The organism is Rhizobium sp. BK456 (genome assembly GCF_014194045.1).
In the GTDB taxonomy this organism is placed as follows: Bacteria; Pseudomonadota; Alphaproteobacteria; order Rhizobiales; family Rhizobiaceae; genus Rhizobium; species Rhizobium redzepovicii.
On record NZ_JACIAO010000015.1, the window covers coordinates 78654 to 96827 of the forward strand.

Here is an 18174-nt window from a genome sequence, read left to right on the forward strand (position 1 = left end):
AGCAATTTCGAATGCGAGTGTCGTTCTGACGGTTTTAGGGAATGAAAACCCCTTTGCCGCTGCTTTGCTTGTTAAACAGTCGGTAGGCTTCCTCCGCCTGGTCCAATCGCCATCGCTGCGTGAAAAGTTGGTCGAGATCAATGCCGCGTTCCATGACAAAGTCGGCGCAGGCGCGCTGCGCCTGGATCGACATCGTCCAGGAGGCAACGACATTGAGTTGCCGGCGTAGCACCTGGGACAAGGTCATCTTAAACTCAGCGCCAAGCCCCACCAGTCCGATCGTCCCCCAGGCGCGCGCAACACGCACGGCATCGAGAGATGCTTGAACCGCTCCCGATGTTTCGAGGACCTTACTGGCTCCCTTACCCTGTGTGTGTTCCTTGACCGCCTCGACGACATCTTCCTTACCCGGGTTGACGATGTGGTCGGCTCCGAACGCCCTTGCGACCGCAAGCCGCTCCTCATCGATGTCGACGGCGATCACCTTTGCACCCTGCGCTTTTGCGATCAGCGTAGCGGACAGTCCGACCGGTCCCTGCCCGAAGACGGCGACGGCGTCACGCCCGGTCAAACCCATGCGCTCGAACGCACCCCATGCCGTGCCCGTTCCGCAGGAAATCGCAGCACCAGCAACGAAACTCAGTCGCTCGTCCAGGGGAACAAGCGTGTCCGCCCTTACCTTCATGAACGGCGCGTGAGCGCCGTGCCCATCAATGCCATAGACGGTCACCGGGACCTCTTCGCACATCTGGGGCCAGCCGGAATTGCACTGTTGGCACCCCGCGCAGCCGGCATAATGATGAACCATCACCCGAGCACCGATGCGCGCATGCGGCGCGACAGACCCGGGCCCAACTGCCACTACCACACCGCAAGGCTCGTGTCCCCTGATCAGTTCGGCGGAAATCACTCCCGGAGCGGAACGATATTGGTGGAGGTCGCTTCCGCACATGCCCGAAGCCTTGATCTCCAGCACCACCTCCCCCGGTCCCGGCGTCGGGTCAGGAAAATCGGCAAGGCGAACCCCACAATCACCCGTAAAGACGATGCCCTGCATTGGATTCCCCTCCTGATGTGCTGAACCGCATCCGAGGCTTTAAGCCACCGGCGCCACTTTGGATGGCAGAGCAACGGGCGGCATGCAAGGTCAGCCGGCTCATGGCGATACCCCCGTGTTATCGCCTGTCGGTGCCTCGGCGTTGCGATGGAGACGCTTTGCCCCATAAGCTGTCACTCGGTTGGATGCGCCAGGCTCCACTACGCTTAACAACGCGTTGCTAATCTGCTGACAGCCAGGAGGTGGCCCAGCATCGGTTGACGACGCCGAATGGAGGAGAAGACAAATGCGATTGACAAGAATGGTCATGGCGATTGTGGCGATGGCAGCGGCGTCGCCGGGTTTGGCGGCGCGCGCTGACGGCTTTCCCGAACATCCCGTCAATGTCATCCTGCCTTATCCGACAGGCACAGGACCTGATACCGTTATGCGCCTTGTTGGAGACAAGCTTAAGGGCTATTGGGGCCAACCGGTTACCATTGAAAACAGACCCGGCTCCAATTATTGGAGCGCAGTTGACGCGTTCAAGCGCGGCAAGCCTGACGGCTACACATTGTTCCAGACCGAAAACTGGATGATCGCCTTGCAGCGACACCTCTTCAAAAAGCTACCCTACGATCCTGACAAGGATTTCGTGCCGGTCGCACCAATGTTCGAGGCCACCTACTTCCTGGCGGTTGCCGCCGATTCACCGTGGAAGACCGTGGCTGACGTTGTCGCTGCTGCAAAGGCGGATGATGGCAATCTCACATTTGGCTCTTCTGGTGTGGGCAGCGCCATGCACATTGGTGGCGCAAAACTGCAAAACGCCACCGGTATCAAGTTGACGCATGTCCCGGTGAAGGAGACCCCACAGATCTTTGTCCAGATCGCCAACGGTGAACTGGCGATGGCATTTGGAACAGCCTCTACGGCTGGCCCGATGCTGCGTGCCAACAAGGTCAAGTTCATCGCCATCGCCGACAAGGTCCGCAATCCCAACTTCCCTGAAATCCCGACCTTTGCAGAGGCGGGCGGACCTGCCGATTTCGTTCATAAGTCCTGGCTCGCGCTCTACGCACCGCAGGGAACGCCGCAGGCCATCGTCAACAAGATCAACGCCGATGTCAGCCGCGCTCTGCACGAGCCGGACGTTGAAGCAAAGCTGGCATCGATCGGCTTTACGTCTTGGACGAGTTCCCCCGAGGAACTGGCAAGGACGCTCGGGGAGGAAACACGGGCAATGGGCGAGATCGCCAAGAGCCAGAACATCTCGCTCGATTGATGATCGGCAGCATCGACGGGAGCATGATCCTCATCATGCCCGGTCGATGTGGTGGCTAAAGGGGGATTGTTTATGCGACTGGGTCTACGCGGAACAAGAGAATTATGGCTGGGGTTGATCTATACCAGTTGTGGCATCGCGGGGTTCGTCCTTAGCCGGGATTATGCCTTTGGAACTTCGGCCAGGATGGGACCTGGTTTCTTTCCGACTATCATATCTGTACTCCTTCTTGGTTTCGGTGTCATCGCAGTCGTTCGCTCCCTCGTTATCGACAGCGAGACGCCCAGCACCTTTGCCTGGCAATCCGGGGCTCTGATCATTGGCGGGCTTGCCGCCTTTGCATTTCTGCTTCCGCGTATCGGATTTGTCGTGGCAAGCATCGGCCTCATTCTGTTGTGCGCTTTGGCGAGCGCGCGCTTCCGGCTGTCGTGGCCAACTTCGCTTGCGGCGCTTGCATTGATTGGCGCATGCGTCTTCGTCTTCATCGACGGCCTCGGTGTCCAGATGCAGGCTTTCGGTCCCTGGCTTCAGGCGCTGGCGCCCTATCCATCAAATTAAGGGCTCTTGCGATGGACATCCTGTCAAATCTCGTAATCGGCGCGGAATCGGCGCTTTCGATGGCCAATCTCTTTTACTGCTTGATCGGCGTGCTGCTTGGGACGGCAATCGGCGTTCTCCCTGGCCTTGGTCCGACCACCACCATAGCCATGCTATTGCCCCTAACGACGGGGTTGCCAGCAGATTCCGCCATGATCATGCTCGCGGGCATTTACTACGGTTCACAGTACGGGGGATCGACGACAGCGATTTTGATCAATCTGCCGGGAGAGACCACCTCACTGGTGACGGCACTCGACGGCTATGAGATGGCAAAGCGCGGTAAAGCCGGACGGGCGCTCGCCGCCGCAGCCATTGGTTCGTTTGTGGCCGGAACGATTGCGACTTTGATCATCGCACTCTTTGCCCCGCCGCTCGCCGAGCTCGCGCTGAGTTTCGGGACACCCGAATATTTCTCTCTTCTCGTCCTTGGTCTGGTGTCTTCCATCGTCTTGGCTCATGGATCGCTCTTCCACGCCGTTGCGATGGTGCTGTTTGGGCTGCTTCTCGGTATGGTCGGCACGGATGTCAATTCCGGGATTGCCCGTTATACCCTTGGCATCCCTGAATTATCCGACGGGATCGGGTTCGTGCCGCTGGCGATGGGGATGTTCGGCATAGGCGAGATCATTGCCAACCTAGAGCACGAGACGTCCCGACAAACGCTCGTCAAGAAAGTAAACGGCCTGCTCCCGACCCGCGAGGATCTTGTCCGGATGACGGCACCGGTGCTGCGCGGCACATTGCTTGGATCGGTCCTTGGCCTGCTGCCGGGAGGGGGCATGCTGCTTGCCTCGTTCGCATCCTATTCGCTGGAGAAGAAGGTCTCCAGAAACCGCGCCGAATTCGGTCACGGGGCGATCGAAGGTGTGGCCGGACCGGAAGCCGCCAACAATGCAGGGGCGCAGACTTCCTTCATCCCGATGCTGACGCTGGGTATTCCGGCGAATTCTGTGATGGCTTTGATGATTGGCGCGATGATCATCCAAGGCATTCAGCCGGGCCCGAGTGTCATGACGGAGCAGCCGGGCTTATTCTGGGGTCTGGTCGTGTCGATGTGGGTTGGCAATCTCATGCTTGTCGTCTTGAACCTGCCGCTTATCGGCATCTGGGTAAAGATGATCTCGATCCCCTACCATTTTCTGTTTCCGGCGATCATTCTCTTTTGTGCCATCGGCGCTTATAGCCTCAGCAATTCGACCTTCGATATTTACCTGACAGCGGTGTTCGGTACTGCAGGCTATGTTTTGCGCAAATTGGATGCCGAGCCGGCGCCATTGCTGCTTGCGTTCATCCTGAGCCCGATGCTGGAAGAATATTTGCGTCGCGCACTCCTGGTTTCTCACGGCGATCCAAGCGTCTTTGTCACGCGACCCGTCAGCGCCACCCTTCTCGTTATCGCAGCTGGACTGGTTGTTGCAGTCTTTTTGCCGGTCTTGAGAAGAAACCGGAAACTTGCATTCCAAGATGTTGATTAAGCCACCAAGGAGGACTGAATGACGACTATTCATGATTTCAAGGGAAAGGTGGCGTTCGTAACGGGCGCCGCTGGTGGGATCGGGGGAGCTGCGGCTGTCGCATTTGCTCAAGCCGGTGCAGCCGTCGCGCTTGTTGACATCGATCAGGCAGGCTGCGATGCCTCGGCTTCCGCTGTTCGCGACGCCGGCGGCAACGCTCTGGCACTGCGGTGTGACCTGACCGTCGAAAGCGACATTAGGTCTGCGCTTGATCGTACCGAACAAGAGTTCGGCGGTCTTGATTTCGCATTCAACAACGCCGGCAAATACCAAAATGTCGCGTCCGCAGCAGACATCACCGATCATGAATGGCGGCGGATTATCGACATCAACGTCACCAGCACATTTTTATGCATGCGCAATCAGATACCGAGGATTCGCAAACGCGGCGGCGGTGCGATCGTCAATACCTCCTCAGGCGCAGGTATCATGGGGATCAAAGGGGCTGCCGCCTATTCCGCAGCAAAGCACGCGGTGATCGGCTTAACCCGATCCGCCGCTCTCGACTATGCTGAAACCGGCGTCCGCATCAATGCTGTCTGCCCAGGAATTGTGCACACAAGCATGGCCGTCGAGGTTTCCGGCGGGACAGTGGAAGGTCTGGCCCGAATGGCAGCTGAGGAGCCCGTTGGCAGGCTCGGTCGCCCTGAAGAGATCGCCTCGGCGGTCCTGTGGCTGTGCTCGAGCACAGCAGGCTTTGCTATCGGCCACGCATTGGTCGTCGATGGCGGCCACACCATCGGTGCGATCACGTCGCAAGGCGATCGGCTCGCGGAAGTCATCGGACGCGCACAATAGACTCGGCGCCCGCTAAAGCAACGTGTCGGGTGTAATCGGCAAATTGCGCATCCGCTTGCCTGTGGCGTGATAAACAGCGTTGGCGATGGCTGGTGCAATCCCGGCCATCGCCAATTCACCGATACCTTTCACGCCAAGTGGATTGACGTGGTGATCTTCCTCGTCGACGAAGATCACATCGATATCAGGTGGGCAATCGGCGTGGACCGGGACCGCGTATTCCGCGAAATTGGCGTTGACGACACGACCGGTCCTCTTGTCGACCACGGCATGTTCCATCAGCGCCATTCCGATCCCGCCGATCATGCCGCCGACGCATTGGCTGCGGGCAATTTTCGGGTTCACGATACGCCCAGCGCCATAAGCTCCTACCATTCGACGCACCCGAACTTCACCCAGATCCTTATCGACGCCAACCTCGGTGAAAATCGCAGAAAACGCGTTCATCGAATAGCGGTCACCGCTATTGCCAGGCTGAACCTCGACCAGGCAGTCGATCGGGCGGTCCAGGATTTCTAACGCGCGTGCGAAGTCTTCAGCACCGGTATAGGCTATCGCCTCGGCTTTTACGCGCTCGCAAGCAGCTTTGACAGCACTGCCTACACTTGCCATTGTCATCGATCCACTGTGGATCGGGGCCCTTGGAAGTTTGTTGTCGCCCAACGTGAATAGCACTTTGTCGAGGGAGAACCCGAGCGTTTGCGCTGCGACCTGCGTCATCGAAGTATACGTGCCCGGTCCCATATCGCTTGCCGCACTTGAGACCTCCGCCCTCCCCCCAGGAAAGATCTGCGCTCTCGCTGATGCTGTGGCGACGTAGACAGGATAAACGCCGCTGGCCATTCCCCATCCAATCCGCAAGTGACCATCTTTCATCGAGCCTGGACGAGGATCGCGCCTGTCCCAACCGAAGCGTTCGGCGCCAAGGCGGTAACATTCTCTCGTCGAACGGCTCGAAAAAGGCAGATTGACCGATTGATCGAGCGACGGTTCGTTTAAAATGCGCAAGGCCACAGGGTCGATCCCTATTTGCATTGCCAGCTCGTCGATCCCAGATTCCAAAGCGAAAAGTCCGCTGGCCTCCCCTGGACCACGCATATAGGTCGGCGTGTGAACGTTCATCGGGGAGAGGCGATAGCGGGTGTAGAGGTTCGGACAGGAATGCAAGACTTGCGTTGGAAGGAGAAGCGATTCCTTGTATTCCTCATAGGTTGACGTCTCATGACAGACCTCATGCCTCAGCGCACAAATCTGTCCTGTGAGAGACGCTCCGATGGAGAGCGTCTGTCGGCTTTGCGGGCGGTAACCGGTCGCGTAATACATTTCTCGTCTTGTCAGCACGATCTTGACAGGACGATCGACGGTTTTCGAGGCCAAGGCAGCGAGGATGACATGAGACCAGACGCGGGCGGCTGACCCGAACGCGCCACCCACGAATGGCGATATGACACGGATATCGGACGCCTCGATACCGAACACCGCCGCGACCTCTTCTGCGACGTTATGAACCCATTGGGTCTTATCCCACAGGGTAAGTGCACCGCCTTCCCATCGAGCAATCGTGGCATGGGGTTCGATCGGGTTGTGATATTCTCGTGGGATTGAATAGGCCGCATTGATCTGAAGATCGGCCGCCGCCATAGCCTGACCGCAATCGCCACGAATGGTTTCTTCCGGTGCGGGTTCGCCGGAAAGCTGATTTGTCGGGTCGGACTCCGGGACAATGCCGAAATCCGTATCTGCGGCTTCAAGCGCGTATCGAACCTTGACGAGTCGTGAGGCGCTGTCGGCTTGTTCAAGGGTTTCCGCCACGACTACTGCCAAAGGCTGTCCCTGATGGCTGATGCACTCGTCCTGCAGGACGTGAAGTCGTTCGCCGATCGCTGCGTCAGGTAGGTCCTTGTGAGGTCGGTACGGCAATTTAGGTGTGTTTTGGTGCGTAAGCACGGCGATCACTCCGGTCGATCCCATCGCCGCCGCAACATCAATTTCCAGCGCTCGCCCGCATGCGATCGTGCTTCGCACGACGGCGGCGTGCACGAGCCCAGACACATCGAACTCCGCTGCGTAGCGGGCCTGCCCCGTGACCTTGGCTCGTCCGTCGACACGCGATGCAGCCTTGCCGATTTGATCAGATTTCATTTGATGCCTCCAGCCGCTTGAACGGCCCGCACGATCACCCGTTTCATAAGATCAATCTTGAAATCATTGTCGCCGTGCCCGACCGCGCCACGCGAGGCGGCGTCCGCGGCCAACCTCACACGACGCTCTTCCAGCCGTACGCCTCGTAGTCGGTCTTCAACCAACGGCAAGCGCCAAGGTCTTGTCGCGACGCCACCGACCGCCACCCGCGCTTGGCGGATCAGCCCACCCTCGAGATCGAGAGCAACGGCCGCCGAAACTACCGCGAATTCAAACGACGCCCGGTCACGGACCTTGATGTAGGACGAGGTAAGACCTTCCATCGCTGATGGGACAATGACCGCAGCGATCAGCTCGCCAGGCCCCAGCGCCGCTTCGATATGCGGCGTGGTCCCGGGGAGTTGATAGAAATCCTCAAGGCTGACGTGCCGCGCCGTGCTGGGGCCCTTGATCGAGACCGTTGCCCCGAGCGCAAGCAGTGCCACGGCAAGATCGGACGCATGGGTCGCAATGCAATGTTCGCTCGTACCCAGCAACGCGTGCCAGCGGTTGGCACCGCCAATGGCGGCGCATCCGGAGCCAGGTGCCCTCTTGTTACAGGCGTGGCAGCCCGTGTCACGAAAGTAAGGGCAACGTGTTCGCTGCAGGAGGTTCCCCGCGATGGTCGCCTGATTTCGGACCTGCGGACTTGCTGAGTTCAAGAGCGCATCGACGATCAGCGGATAGCGTTTGTTGACAAGCGCATGCGACGAGAGCTCGGCCATGGTTGCGCCAGCCCCAACAGAAAGACCCGCCCCGTCCAGCTTGATCGTCTTGTCGAGGACGTTCCCCAACGAGACAATCGTTTTAGGCTGGACAACGTCTTCTCTCAACAATTGGATCATGTCAGTGCCGCCGCCGATGAACATCCGGTCGCTATCGGTGCGGCCCGCCACCGCACCCGAGCTGATCGCCTCATCGAGAGTGGCGACACGCAAAAGGTCGAACGATCTCATCGCTCCTCCTCGCTCATTTGAGCGACATCGCGTATGGCCGCCACAATATTGTCGTAGGCACCGCAGCGACAGAGGTTGCCGCTCATCCAAGCCCGGACGTCCTGCGCCGAACCAGCATGTCCTTCGGCAAGACAGGCGAGACCCGACATGATCTGGCCGCTGGTGCAATACCCGCACTGGAACGCGTCCCTGTCGATAAATGCCTGCTGCAAGGGGTGAAGCTTCTCACCGTCCGAAAGGCTTTCGATGGTCTTGATCTGACGGCCCTCGACCAAGGCAGCAAGAAGAAGGCAAGCTTTAAAGCGGCTTCCATCCAGCAGAACGGTACAAGCGCCGCACTGCCCTAGCCCGCAGCCTTTCTTGGTTCCAGTCAGGAGAAGCCGTTCCCTCAAGGCATCGAGCAATGTCGTTTGGCTCTCGACCGACACGCGGCATTGGCGCCCATTAACGTTGAGATCGATTGAAACCTCCTCTTCTGCGGCGATGTGACGGACCGGTATGATCGCGGCGCTGGACGCATTGACGTCCTTACTTTGCGTTTCATCTGCGCTTTGTGTCTGATCGCTCATCCCACCTCCTGCTAGGCTACCGAAAATCCACCATCAACCATCGACAGAACGCCTCGTCGTAACGTCGAGTTCGACCGTGTTGACGCGGGAGTCGGAACCAAGTTTGCCAGCCGTGGCTGTCAGCTGACCGGCATCCTTGTCGCCCAACACGACAGTTGCACCGAGTTCGATGCAGCTCTCCGCCACTGCCGCGCCAATGCCGCCGGCGCCGCCAGCAATGAACGCGACCTTGCCGTCGAGGCGGAGTCTTTGAGACAGTGACAAAAGTATCTCCTTGCGGCCGGGGGTCCGGCTTTATTTGACGGCACCAGCCGTCAGACCCTTGACGATGTATTTTTCCAGAAAAATACCAACGAGAATGAGCGGCAGGATGGCTGCAAAGGAAAGGGCCGCCATCGTCCACCAGGAGACACCCTGCGAGCTGGTTTGACTGGCGACCATCACGGGCAGGGTGGTCGCGTTCGTGCTGGTAAGCAAGGCAGCGAAAAAGTACTCGTTCCAACACAAGACTGTCGAGAGAATGAACGCCGCGACCGCGCCGGGCATGGCAAGAGGAACGACAACTCGCAGAAAGGCACCCCACACTGTGCAACCGTCGACCAGGGCCGCTTGCTCAAGCTCGGTCGGCACCATGCTGAACTGATCCTGCATGATCCAGATGACGATCGGCAAGACCGAAAGCGTGTAGATGACAATCAGGCCTGTGCGTGAATCGAGCATGTCAAGTCCCTGATACAAAACGAGTATCGGCAGGGCGAGCACGACAGGCGGCAAGATCATCTGCGAGAGGAAGAAAAATGAGATGTCGTTATTTCCCATCACGCCGAACTTGTAGCGAAAGCGCGACAGCCCGTAGGCCGCAGGCGCGCCGAGCAGGACGGCCAGTGCTGCCGCGGTCAGCGATATGACAACGCTGTTTTCGAACCGCAAAAGGAACTCGTCGCGCACGGTGGATGTCATCCCGATCTTGTCTGGAGACAGTCCGAGAGTGCGCCATCCAATCCAGTCAGGGGAGAAGTCAAGCCAAGGAACCAGATGCCCGCGCAGGACGTCGGGGGCTTTCTTGAAGGCTGTTGTGAACGTCCAATAGATGGGAAAAAGGCAAAGGAATGCCCATGAACACAGCAGGCCGTAGATCAAAACACTGCTATATACCCGGCGTTTGTTGCCAATCATTTGCTGCCCTCTTTCCAATACGAAAACCGACGTAACAAAGACAATACGATCGACAGGAAGACCACGATGATGACGAGGTAGACCATTGCCAGCATCGTCCCATAGCCGACGTTTGACCGATCTCGGTACTCGCGAAAAATGAAGCTCGACACCGTGTCGGTTGCACCTCCCGGACCGCCATACGTCGTGTTGATAACGATATCGGCAAGCTTCAGCTGGAAGATTACGCGCACGATCAAGGCCGTGACCGAGACTGGCAGCATCAGTGGAAATGTGATGTGCCAGAAAGACTCCCAGGGACTGGCGCCGTCAACCTTGGCCGCCTCTTGAACCTCCTTGGAGATCGCTTGCAAGCCGGCCAGCAGCAGTATTACGGTAAAGGGGATCCACACCCATGCATCCAGCATCGCGATGCTCAGGCGGGCGATCATCGGCGACGTGAAGAAGGTGGGGCTTTCCCAGCCGAGTGCGCGCATAACAGCTGTCAGCGGTCCAGAACGAAAATCCATGATGGATTTACCAATCATCCAGCTGACGGCAACGGGACTGAGCATGAACGGCAGAAGGAACGCGACGCGAAAGAATTTCCGGGCGCGGATCTCAAGATTGAGGAGCAGAGCAAGACCGAAAGCGATCGCATATTGGACAAAGACTGTCGCAACATAGAAGACCATGTTTGCCAGGGCATTCCAGAAATATGCGTCGCCCAACATCTGGTAGAAGTTTGCCAGTCCGTTGAACCGAGGCCCCGTTGCTCCGGACAGGTTCCAATCCGTGACCGCAACGAAAATCCCGAAGATCGTCGGGAAAATTACCACCGCGATCGTAAACAGAACCGCAGGGAGGACGAAAAGCGCGCGCTGACCGGCCTCCCCTCGCGCGACGATCTGGTTTACACCCATGGCGATCGCCCATAGGATATATGCGTAAAGCACGGGGCGCCAGGTTTCGAACCCTGCTACGATAACGCCCTCTTTGTAAAGAATTTGTCCGACCAGTGTTGCCACCAGGATGGTTGATGCAGCTGCGACCAACAGCTGTCCAACGCCTTTTCTCTCCAGTCTCTTCGCCGCCGTTTCTATCAAACGGCTGTTCTCGATATCCGTCTTTGCCACAGTGTCGACTACCCTTTGAACGGCGCCGACCACGATTGGTCGGCGCCGGCTTCCTTATTGAACACCGAGCGACGCCTTGTAGAACGCTACCTGCTGCTCTCGACCCAATTGATCGGTAATCTTTTCCCAAGCTGCTGCAATTGCATCTGCACCGGCTTGTGCGGCGACTTGTCCGGAATAGACTTTCGCAAGCTCGTCTTCGGCAATGCTGTAATACTGGTAAATTCCGGGCAGTCGTGGCTCGATCGCTGCGTTCGGGTGATTGTAGGAATTTGAAAGCGAACTGAGGTAGGCGGTAATGAACGCTTCGTCGTAACCGGCCGACACCCATTCCTTGATGTTGAATTGGCTGTTGCGGTAGGGTTGAAGCCCAGATGGATAAGCGGCGGTCCACAATGAAAGGTCCTTGCCGCCCAAGTGGGCGACCGCTGACCACGCCGCCTTGTGCTTCAGTGTATCGCCGTCAACGCGTGCCATGACATAGAGGCCATAACCAATAAACGCCATGTTGGGCGCATGATTAGCACCGGAGGCCGGAACGTCCCATTGGCCCGTCTTGGCGTTGAACACGTCATTCGATCCCGGAAGGATGGAAAAGCCTGTCGTGTCGCCGACAACCGAGTTGTCGTTTGTCTGGACGTTCGAGCCGATGTCACCCCACCATGCCAGCATCGAACCCGTCCCGCCCATGAACTGCGTAAAGCCGGTACCAAGCGGGTCCATACCGAGTTGATCGGCTGGTTCGTATGGCAGAGCATCAACGACGTCCTGGATCGCCCTCACCCAAGCTGGATTGTTGACCCTGGGCTTCATCGTCTCGATGTCGAACAGCCATGCTTTGTCCTCGGGATGTTTGGCATAAGCTGACGCGCGTGAGGCCAGGTAGTAAAAGCCGAAACCGCCCCATGGCTTGCAAGCATCGAGATAGCCGTAGGCATCCATTCCGGCGACCTTCTTGCCTTTGAGGAACTTGGTCGCCGCTTGCACCTGCTGCCATGTCTGGGGTAGACCCCACTCGGTCATCCCGGCTTTGTCACCGACTTGTGCCCATGCCGTCGCCAGTTCGGCATCAGCAAACACGTCGGTGCGGTAATTGAAGTTGTGACAGTCACCGTCAGTTGAAACACGATAGGTCTTGCCGTTCCAGGTGCCAACCGGCGCCTTCAGGTAGTTGACATAGTCATCCATGTCGACCTGTTTCTTGACCCAGTCTGGCACCTCCGACATCAGTCCACGGCTGCACGTGTCCCCCTCGAAAGCAGCGCCCATTTCGATGATATCGAAATCAATCGACTTCAGTGCAATAGACTGCTGCAAGCGAGCGTTGAAGTCAGGGACGCTGAGATCGATCCAGGTGATCTTTGCGCCGGTGTAAGCTTCCCAAGCCTTGAGCAGGCCACGTGACAAGACGTTGTGAACGTTACTGGCATTTGTTCCCAGGAACGTAAGTTCTACGCCTTTGAACTCACCTGGCTTGACGCTTTCTTTGGTCGGTCCGAGGCACAATTCGCCGACTTCTTGCCATTCCGCATCACCCGGCGAACCGCTCCCAACCCCTGGGATCTTCAAAATCTTCGCGCGTAGATCGCCTTGTGCGAACGCCGGCGCGTAGCGGCTCGTCGCACTCAGGAGGGCGGCGGCCCCGGTCAGTTTCAACAGCTCTCGCCTGTTAAGGCTGCAGAGATGCTTGTAAGTTTCCACTTTCATCGAATTCCCCTCCCTTGGATGATGTCCACACCGCTCCGCAGAGCACACGCAACTGTCGGCAAACTGAAGCTTTGCCGGGCCCCGCGCGCAGGCGGTCGTACCGCTTGAGCCCTTTCCTGGTCACACAATGGCAAAGGTCGAAATCTGATGCTGGACCGGCGGCCTGAACTCTTCCACATCGTCGAACAACGATGCTCCAGGCGAGCTATCCTCTTGGAGACGAAGGTAACTTCCGGCTCGCCCACGTGTCAACATAAGCCCGCCTTACGAGATTTGCTGGTGTTATCACCCGGGTTTGGAGGGGTCTGGACTTAGCAGAAACTGCTTCGACCTATCGTTCCGTACCCGCCAAGGCAATCGCGTTCGCCATACAAGCGGCCGCTCTCTCTTTAGGTAAGTCGGGCTTCTGTCCCTTAGCCAAAGGGGGCCTTGCGGATCTCAGACCCGTGGCATTGCGCATCGGCGCCGTTTTGCCGATGCGCCTCCAGGAAAGCCATCTTACAACGGGCTCGCCAGCCGGCTAACATCCGCCGGTAATACCGATGAAGACGACCTGCTGCAGCCGCGGGATATGTTCCCGCTTTCGAGTTCCCCATCGCGAGCGTAGCGCACGCTGCACATCTTATGACCAAGGTCAAAGAATGGGTGGCACCTTTTTGTAGCAGCTCGACGCAAACATATCTTCGCTGCTTGTTTCAGGATCATGCGCTTTTCGGTGCGCAGTACGATCGTGGATAGAATCGCGCAGACTGACATCCCTGGTTTCGGGGACCCATTGTACCAGCAGGAGGTTGATGACGGCGACAATCGTCACGTACCAACCCGGGGCCATCGGTGTTGCCATCGCACCGACGAGCCATGTGCCAACCAACGGTGCTGTACCACCAAAGATGGCGACAGTCAGTTGGTAGGCGATGGCATGGCCTGTCGCACGAAAAGCAGTGGGAAACAATTCCGCCGCGGCAACGAAACAGGCACTCCCGTAAAGTCCTATCCCAGAAGCCAGGATGATTTGCCCGAGAAGGGCTTCGAAAAAACTACCGCTGACCGAGAATGCCATTGCCTGGTACGCGCCGATCGCAAGCCAAAATGCACCGACTGAAAGGATTGTCTTTCGGCCGAACCGATCGCTGAGTGCGCCTCCAATCGGGATAAATACTGCATAAACCGCGAGTGCGCCCGCATTCGATAACAGCGCTGCGGTTGATCCAAGGCCCCCTTCCTTCATCAGGAATGTGTACATGTAACCAAGCAACACGTAAGACGCGACGGATTGCAGCGGCAACAGCAGCGCGACGAACAACATGGATTTCAGACCGGGGCGACTGAATGCCCGCAGCGGTCGATACTCATCGGCATTGCTCACGGCCTGTTTGAACTCGGCCGGATCGTCAAGGTTGCGTCGTAGCCAAAATCCGACGACACCAATCAGCCCACCGAGCAGGAACGGCAGCCGCCATGCCCAGTCGACGTAAGTGTCTTTGCCGACGAGCAGTTGCAGGCCAAGAAGCATGAGCGCGACAAAAGCGTTGGGTATGTTGGCGAAAAAGTAGATGATGCCGACCCAGAAGCCGCGCCGATTTTCCGGCGCCGATTCCAGGATGAAGCTTGTACTCCCCGTTGTTTCTCCCCCCATCGCGATCCCTTGCGCAATCCGGCATGCGACCAGCAACACCGGCGCCCAAAGCCCGATAGTTTGAAATGTCGGCAATAGCCCGATGATTGCTGTTCCCCCGGCCATCAGCCAGATCGTCACTGCAAGCACCTTGACCCGTCCTACACGATCGAGAAGGTATCCAAACATCAAACCGCCCACGGGGCGGGCAAAAAACGCCACCGCGTAGACGGCGAAGGTGTTAAGAAGCGCCGCCGTGGGCGTGTCTGCGGGAAAAAAATGGGTGGCTACGAACGGGATGGAAAAGCCGAACACGGCAAAGTCGTAGAGTTCTCCAAAGTTTCCGACCGAGGCGGCGCCCAATGTTCTTTTCATGATTTCCTGCCGATGTTTTTGATGTCGACGAAACAGTGCGCCACCTTGAGCGTCAGAGAGCTTTCTGCAGCTCGGGCAACACCTCGAAGAGATCCCCGACGAGCCCGTAATCGGCGATTCGGAAGATCGGCGCTTCCTCGTCCTTGTTGATGGCGACGATGACCTTCGAGTCCTTCATGCCGGCGAGATGCTGGATGGCGCCCGAGATGCCGCAGGCGATGTAAAGATCGGGCGAGACGACCTTGCCGGTCTGGCCGACCTGCCAGTCGTTCGGGGCGTAGCCTGCATCGACGGCAGCGCGCGAGGCGCCGACGGCGGCACCGAGCTTGTCGGCGACCGGCAGGATGACTTGCTTGAACTTCTCGGCAGAGCCGAGTGCACGGCCGCCGGAGATGATGATCTTGGCAGAGGTGAGTTCCGGACGGTCGGAGGCCACCGACGTTTCGGAGACATATGTCGACAAGTCAGAAAACAATGCCGCCGACGCGATATGTTCGATAACGGTCGGCTGGTCAGACGTGCTCGCACCCGAAAATGCGGCCGTTCGAACGGTGATGACATTCTTGGCTTCGGCTGACTGAACCGTCTGGATGGCGTTACCGGCATAGATCGGGCGCTTGAAGGTGTCTGCGGAGACGACTTCGATGATCTCGGAGATCTGCGCGACATCGAGCAGAGCGGCAACGCGCGGCAGCACGTTCTTGCCGGTCGAGGTCGCGGCCGCGATGATCGTGTCGTAGCTGCCAGCCAGCGAGACGATCAGGTTGGTGAGTGGTTCCGCCAGATTGTGGGCGAGCGCGTCACTTTCGGCAAGCATGACCCTGGCAACACCCTGCAGCCGGGCAGCCGCATCGGCGGCAGCCTTGGCGCCCTTGCCGGCGACCAGCACATGGACGTCGCTTCCCTGATCCTTGGCGATCTTGGAAGCGGCCGTCAGTGCCTTGCCGGTCTGGTCGGAAAGGGTTGCGTTGTCGTGGTCAGCCAGAAGAAGAATGGCCATGGTCGTAAATCCTTTCTCGAACCTTAGAGGACGCCAGCGGACTTCAGCTTTTCGAGAAGCTCCGCAACCGATGCGACCTTGACGCCTGCCTTGCGGCCGGAAGGCTCCTCGGTCTTCAGCACCTTGAGGCGCGGCTCGGTGGAGATGCCGAAATCAGCCGGGCTCTTCTTGTCGAGCGGCTTCTTCTTCGCCTTCATGATGTTTGGCAGCGATGCATAGCGCGGCTCGTTGAGGCGAAGGTCGGTGGTGACGACAGCGGGGAGTTTGACGTCGATTGTCTGCAGGCCGCCATCGACTTCGCGGATCACGGTTGCCTTGCCCCCAGCACCGGTACCTTCGATCTCGATCTTCGAGGCGAAGGTGGCCTGAGCGGTGCCGAGGAGGGCTGCCAGCATCTGGCCGGTCTGGTTCGAGTCGTCATCGATCGCCTGCTTGCCGACTATGATGAGGCCGGGCTTTTCGGCGTCGGCGACGCCCTTCAGGATCTTCGCAACGGCGAGCGGCTCGACGGTATCGTCGGTTTCGACGAGAACGGCGCGGTCGGCGCCCATGGCGAGCGCAGTGCGCAGCGTTTCTTCGGCCTTGGCCGGACCGATTGAGACGACGACCACTTCCTCAGCCTTGCCGGCTTCCTTCAGGCGCAGAGCCTCTTCGACCGAGATCTCATCGAACGGGTTCATCGACATCTTGACGTTGGCGAGCTCAACACCCGTGCCGTCAGACTTGACGCGGATCTTCACGTTGTAATCAACCACCCGCTTCACTGGGACGAGAATTTTCATGGGGTCCTTTCCTAAGATCATTATACCGTCGATGATGATGCTAATGGACGTTCGACGGTTCACAGATCAGACGCATCAGCTTGGCTACGTCGTCGAGTCCCTCAAGCTCACTCAGCATGTCTGTCACCTTCACGCGTGTGGCTGCGGGTTTCGGATTTGCCGCGAGGCTTGCGCAATGATGAAATTTGCGAACAAGGTCGTCCCAGCCAAGCGGATTGGATGCCGAACCCGGCGTTCCCTCACTGGTTGCGACGAAAGTCTCACCATTTTTGAGATCAATCTCGACGCGAGCCTCAGGCATCGCGCCGACCCAATCAAAGGCACTGTCGTCAATTGGTGTAACTTTGTCGGTCATTGCAAGTACGGCGGGATCCGTCAGGCTTGCCGTGCCAAAGTGTTCGACCTTCACGTCTCCATAGACGGCTGCGACCGCCAGGCAGAAGGGTAGGCTGAAACGCGCGTCCATGGCACCACTAGGACGGCATCTTTCGTTCAGCGGCTTGCACATGCGTTGCTGGAAATCGCCGACAAAAGGGCGGATCGCCACAATATCGCCCGGGCCTATACGCTTTTCCCGAACACCTTTGAGAACAGCGTGAATATAGGTGTTTGCGATGCCGCAAACCGGCCAAGGCTTATATTGCATGGCGCGACCATAGAAATCCTCGCCGAGTCCCTCCAGGACCTTGCTACGGTCATAGTCGTTACCGAAGTAGACAGGCATGATACCGGCCTGACCCTCGAAGACTTTCTGCACTCCGGTGATGCCGGCGGCTGCAAGCATACCAGCCATCACAGCACTCTTGGCAACAAAACCCGCATAGAGTTCCCCAAGATCGCTGCCGGTGCCAAACCGCATCTCAAGGGTTCCGGAAGAGCTAAGCGTCGCAATCCCAAGCGAATGCGCAATCTGCTCTTCGCTGGACGTCAGCACGTATGAAACGGCCGCGGTTGCCGAAAACACGCCGAGAACAGTCGTTACCAGCCAATCCAATCTCTGATGAAGGCTGCGCCGCAGTCTGAGGAAAATGTCTTGTCCGAGCGCAACGGCGGTGATCAGTTGCTTTCCGGAAACGGCGCCTTTGAATTCGGCGACAGCAAGGACTGCCGGAATAAGGGAACTGCTTGCATGATTGCCATCGGGCGCGACGTCATCATAGTCAAGGCAGTGGGCCATGGCGCCGTTGGCGAATGCTGCCATCGCGGGTGGCAAGCGGTCCTCGAACCCGAGGACGCTACAATGCGGTGTACCCCCATGCGCCCTGACAAACTCCATCACGCCCTTTATTGCGGGAATGGTGCCGCTTGCGGCCAAGCTTACGCCGAGCAAATCGAGTATACTTTTCTTTGCAGTGTCAACGGCAGCCTGCGGAAGATCCTCGAAACGGGTCTTGGCAACATGCCGGGCTAAGTGAAACGAAAGATCCTGATGATCCATAATTGGTTGTCCTACCTCTGCGACAGG

At 58.1% G+C, this 18174-nt stretch carries 16 protein-coding genes; 4 read left to right on the forward strand and 12 right to left on the reverse strand.

Annotated features, from left to right (window positions below; genetic code table 11):
* Positions 1-34: 34 nt before the first annotated feature.
* The gene (locus tag FHX03_RS31050; RefSeq protein ID WP_183856945.1) at positions 35-1057 is read right to left on the reverse strand and encodes a zinc-dependent alcohol dehydrogenase family protein; all 1023 of its coding nucleotides are present in this window, start codon (positions 1055-1057) and stop codon (positions 35-37) included.
* Between the two features lie 307 nt (positions 1058-1364).
* Here FHX03_RS31050 and FHX03_RS31055 point away from each other — a divergent pair, with 307 nt between their 5' ends.
* The 4 genes from FHX03_RS31055 (at position 1365) to FHX03_RS31070 (ending at position 5233) form a co-directional block, all read left to right on the forward strand.
* Positions 1365-2321 (forward strand): Bug family tripartite tricarboxylate transporter substrate binding protein, encoded by a 957-nt coding sequence (locus FHX03_RS31055; RefSeq protein ID WP_183856947.1) that lies wholly within the window; start codon positions 1365-1367, stop codon positions 2319-2321.
* Between the two features lie 72 nt (positions 2322-2393).
* Positions 2394-2879 (forward strand): tripartite tricarboxylate transporter TctB family protein, encoded by a 486-nt coding sequence (locus tag FHX03_RS31060; protein ID WP_210298790.1) that lies wholly within the window; start codon positions 2394-2396, stop codon positions 2877-2879.
* 11 nt (positions 2880-2890) lie between these two features.
* Positions 2891-4396, forward strand: a complete 1506-nt coding sequence (locus FHX03_RS31065; protein ID WP_183856951.1) for a tripartite tricarboxylate transporter permease — start codon at positions 2891-2893, stop codon at positions 4394-4396.
* Between the two features lie 18 nt (positions 4397-4414).
* Positions 4415-5233: a glucose 1-dehydrogenase gene (locus FHX03_RS31070; protein WP_183856953.1), complete on the forward strand. Its 819-nt coding sequence runs from the start codon at positions 4415-4417 to the stop codon at positions 5231-5233.
* Positions 5234-5245: 12 nt separating this feature from the next.
* Here the strand turns inward: FHX03_RS31070 and FHX03_RS31075 are convergent, their stop codons facing one another.
* From FHX03_RS31075 to FHX03_RS31125, 11 genes are all read right to left on the reverse strand, one after another.
* Complete coding sequence (locus tag FHX03_RS31075; RefSeq protein WP_183856955.1) at positions 5246-7375, reverse strand: xanthine dehydrogenase family protein molybdopterin-binding subunit; 2130 nt, start codon at positions 7373-7375, stop codon at positions 5246-5248.
* On the reverse strand, positions 7372-8370 hold the full coding sequence (locus FHX03_RS31080; RefSeq protein ID WP_183856957.1) for an FAD binding domain-containing protein: 999 nt from the start codon (positions 8368-8370) through the stop codon (positions 7372-7374). Before FHX03_RS31080 ends, FHX03_RS31075 begins: the two co-directional genes overlap by 4 nt.
* Positions 8367-8939, reverse strand: a complete 573-nt coding sequence (locus FHX03_RS31085; RefSeq protein ID WP_183856959.1) for a (2Fe-2S)-binding protein — start codon at positions 8937-8939, stop codon at positions 8367-8369. Before FHX03_RS31085 ends, FHX03_RS31080 begins: the two co-directional genes overlap by 4 nt.
* A gap of 33 nt (positions 8940-8972) precedes the next feature.
* Complete coding sequence (locus tag FHX03_RS31090; RefSeq protein WP_183856961.1) at positions 8973-9203, reverse strand: SDR family NAD(P)-dependent oxidoreductase; 231 nt, start codon at positions 9201-9203, stop codon at positions 8973-8975.
* 30 nt (positions 9204-9233) lie between these two features.
* Positions 9234-10115, reverse strand: coding sequence for a carbohydrate ABC transporter permease (locus FHX03_RS31095; RefSeq protein ID WP_183856963.1), 882 nt, complete (start codon positions 10113-10115; stop codon positions 9234-9236).
* Complete coding sequence (locus FHX03_RS31100; RefSeq protein ID WP_183856965.1) at positions 10112-11230, reverse strand: carbohydrate ABC transporter permease; 1119 nt, start codon at positions 11228-11230, stop codon at positions 10112-10114. The genes FHX03_RS31095 and FHX03_RS31100 overlap by 4 nt, the downstream gene beginning before the upstream one ends.
* A 54-nt stretch (positions 11231-11284) precedes the next feature.
* Complete coding sequence (locus tag FHX03_RS31105) at positions 11285-12937, reverse strand: ABC transporter substrate-binding protein (RefSeq protein ID WP_183856967.1); 1653 nt, start codon at positions 12935-12937, stop codon at positions 11285-11287.
* A gap of 634 nt (positions 12938-13571) precedes the next feature.
* Positions 13572-14927 (reverse strand): MFS transporter, encoded by a 1356-nt coding sequence (locus FHX03_RS31110; protein ID WP_183856969.1) that lies wholly within the window; start codon positions 14925-14927, stop codon positions 13572-13574.
* A gap of 52 nt (positions 14928-14979) precedes the next feature.
* The gene (locus FHX03_RS31115; protein WP_183856971.1) at positions 14980-15927 is read right to left on the reverse strand and encodes an electron transfer flavoprotein subunit alpha/FixB family protein; all 948 of its coding nucleotides are present in this window, start codon (positions 15925-15927) and stop codon (positions 14980-14982) included.
* 23 nt (positions 15928-15950) lie between these two features.
* Positions 15951-16709, reverse strand: coding sequence for an electron transfer flavoprotein subunit beta/FixA family protein (locus tag FHX03_RS31120; RefSeq protein ID WP_183856973.1), 759 nt, complete (start codon positions 16707-16709; stop codon positions 15951-15953).
* A 40-nt stretch (positions 16710-16749) separates the two neighbouring features.
* On the reverse strand, positions 16750-18147 hold the full coding sequence (locus FHX03_RS31125) for an MmgE/PrpD family protein (protein WP_183856975.1): 1398 nt from the start codon (positions 18145-18147) through the stop codon (positions 16750-16752).
* Between the last annotated feature and the right edge of the window lie 27 nt (positions 18148-18174).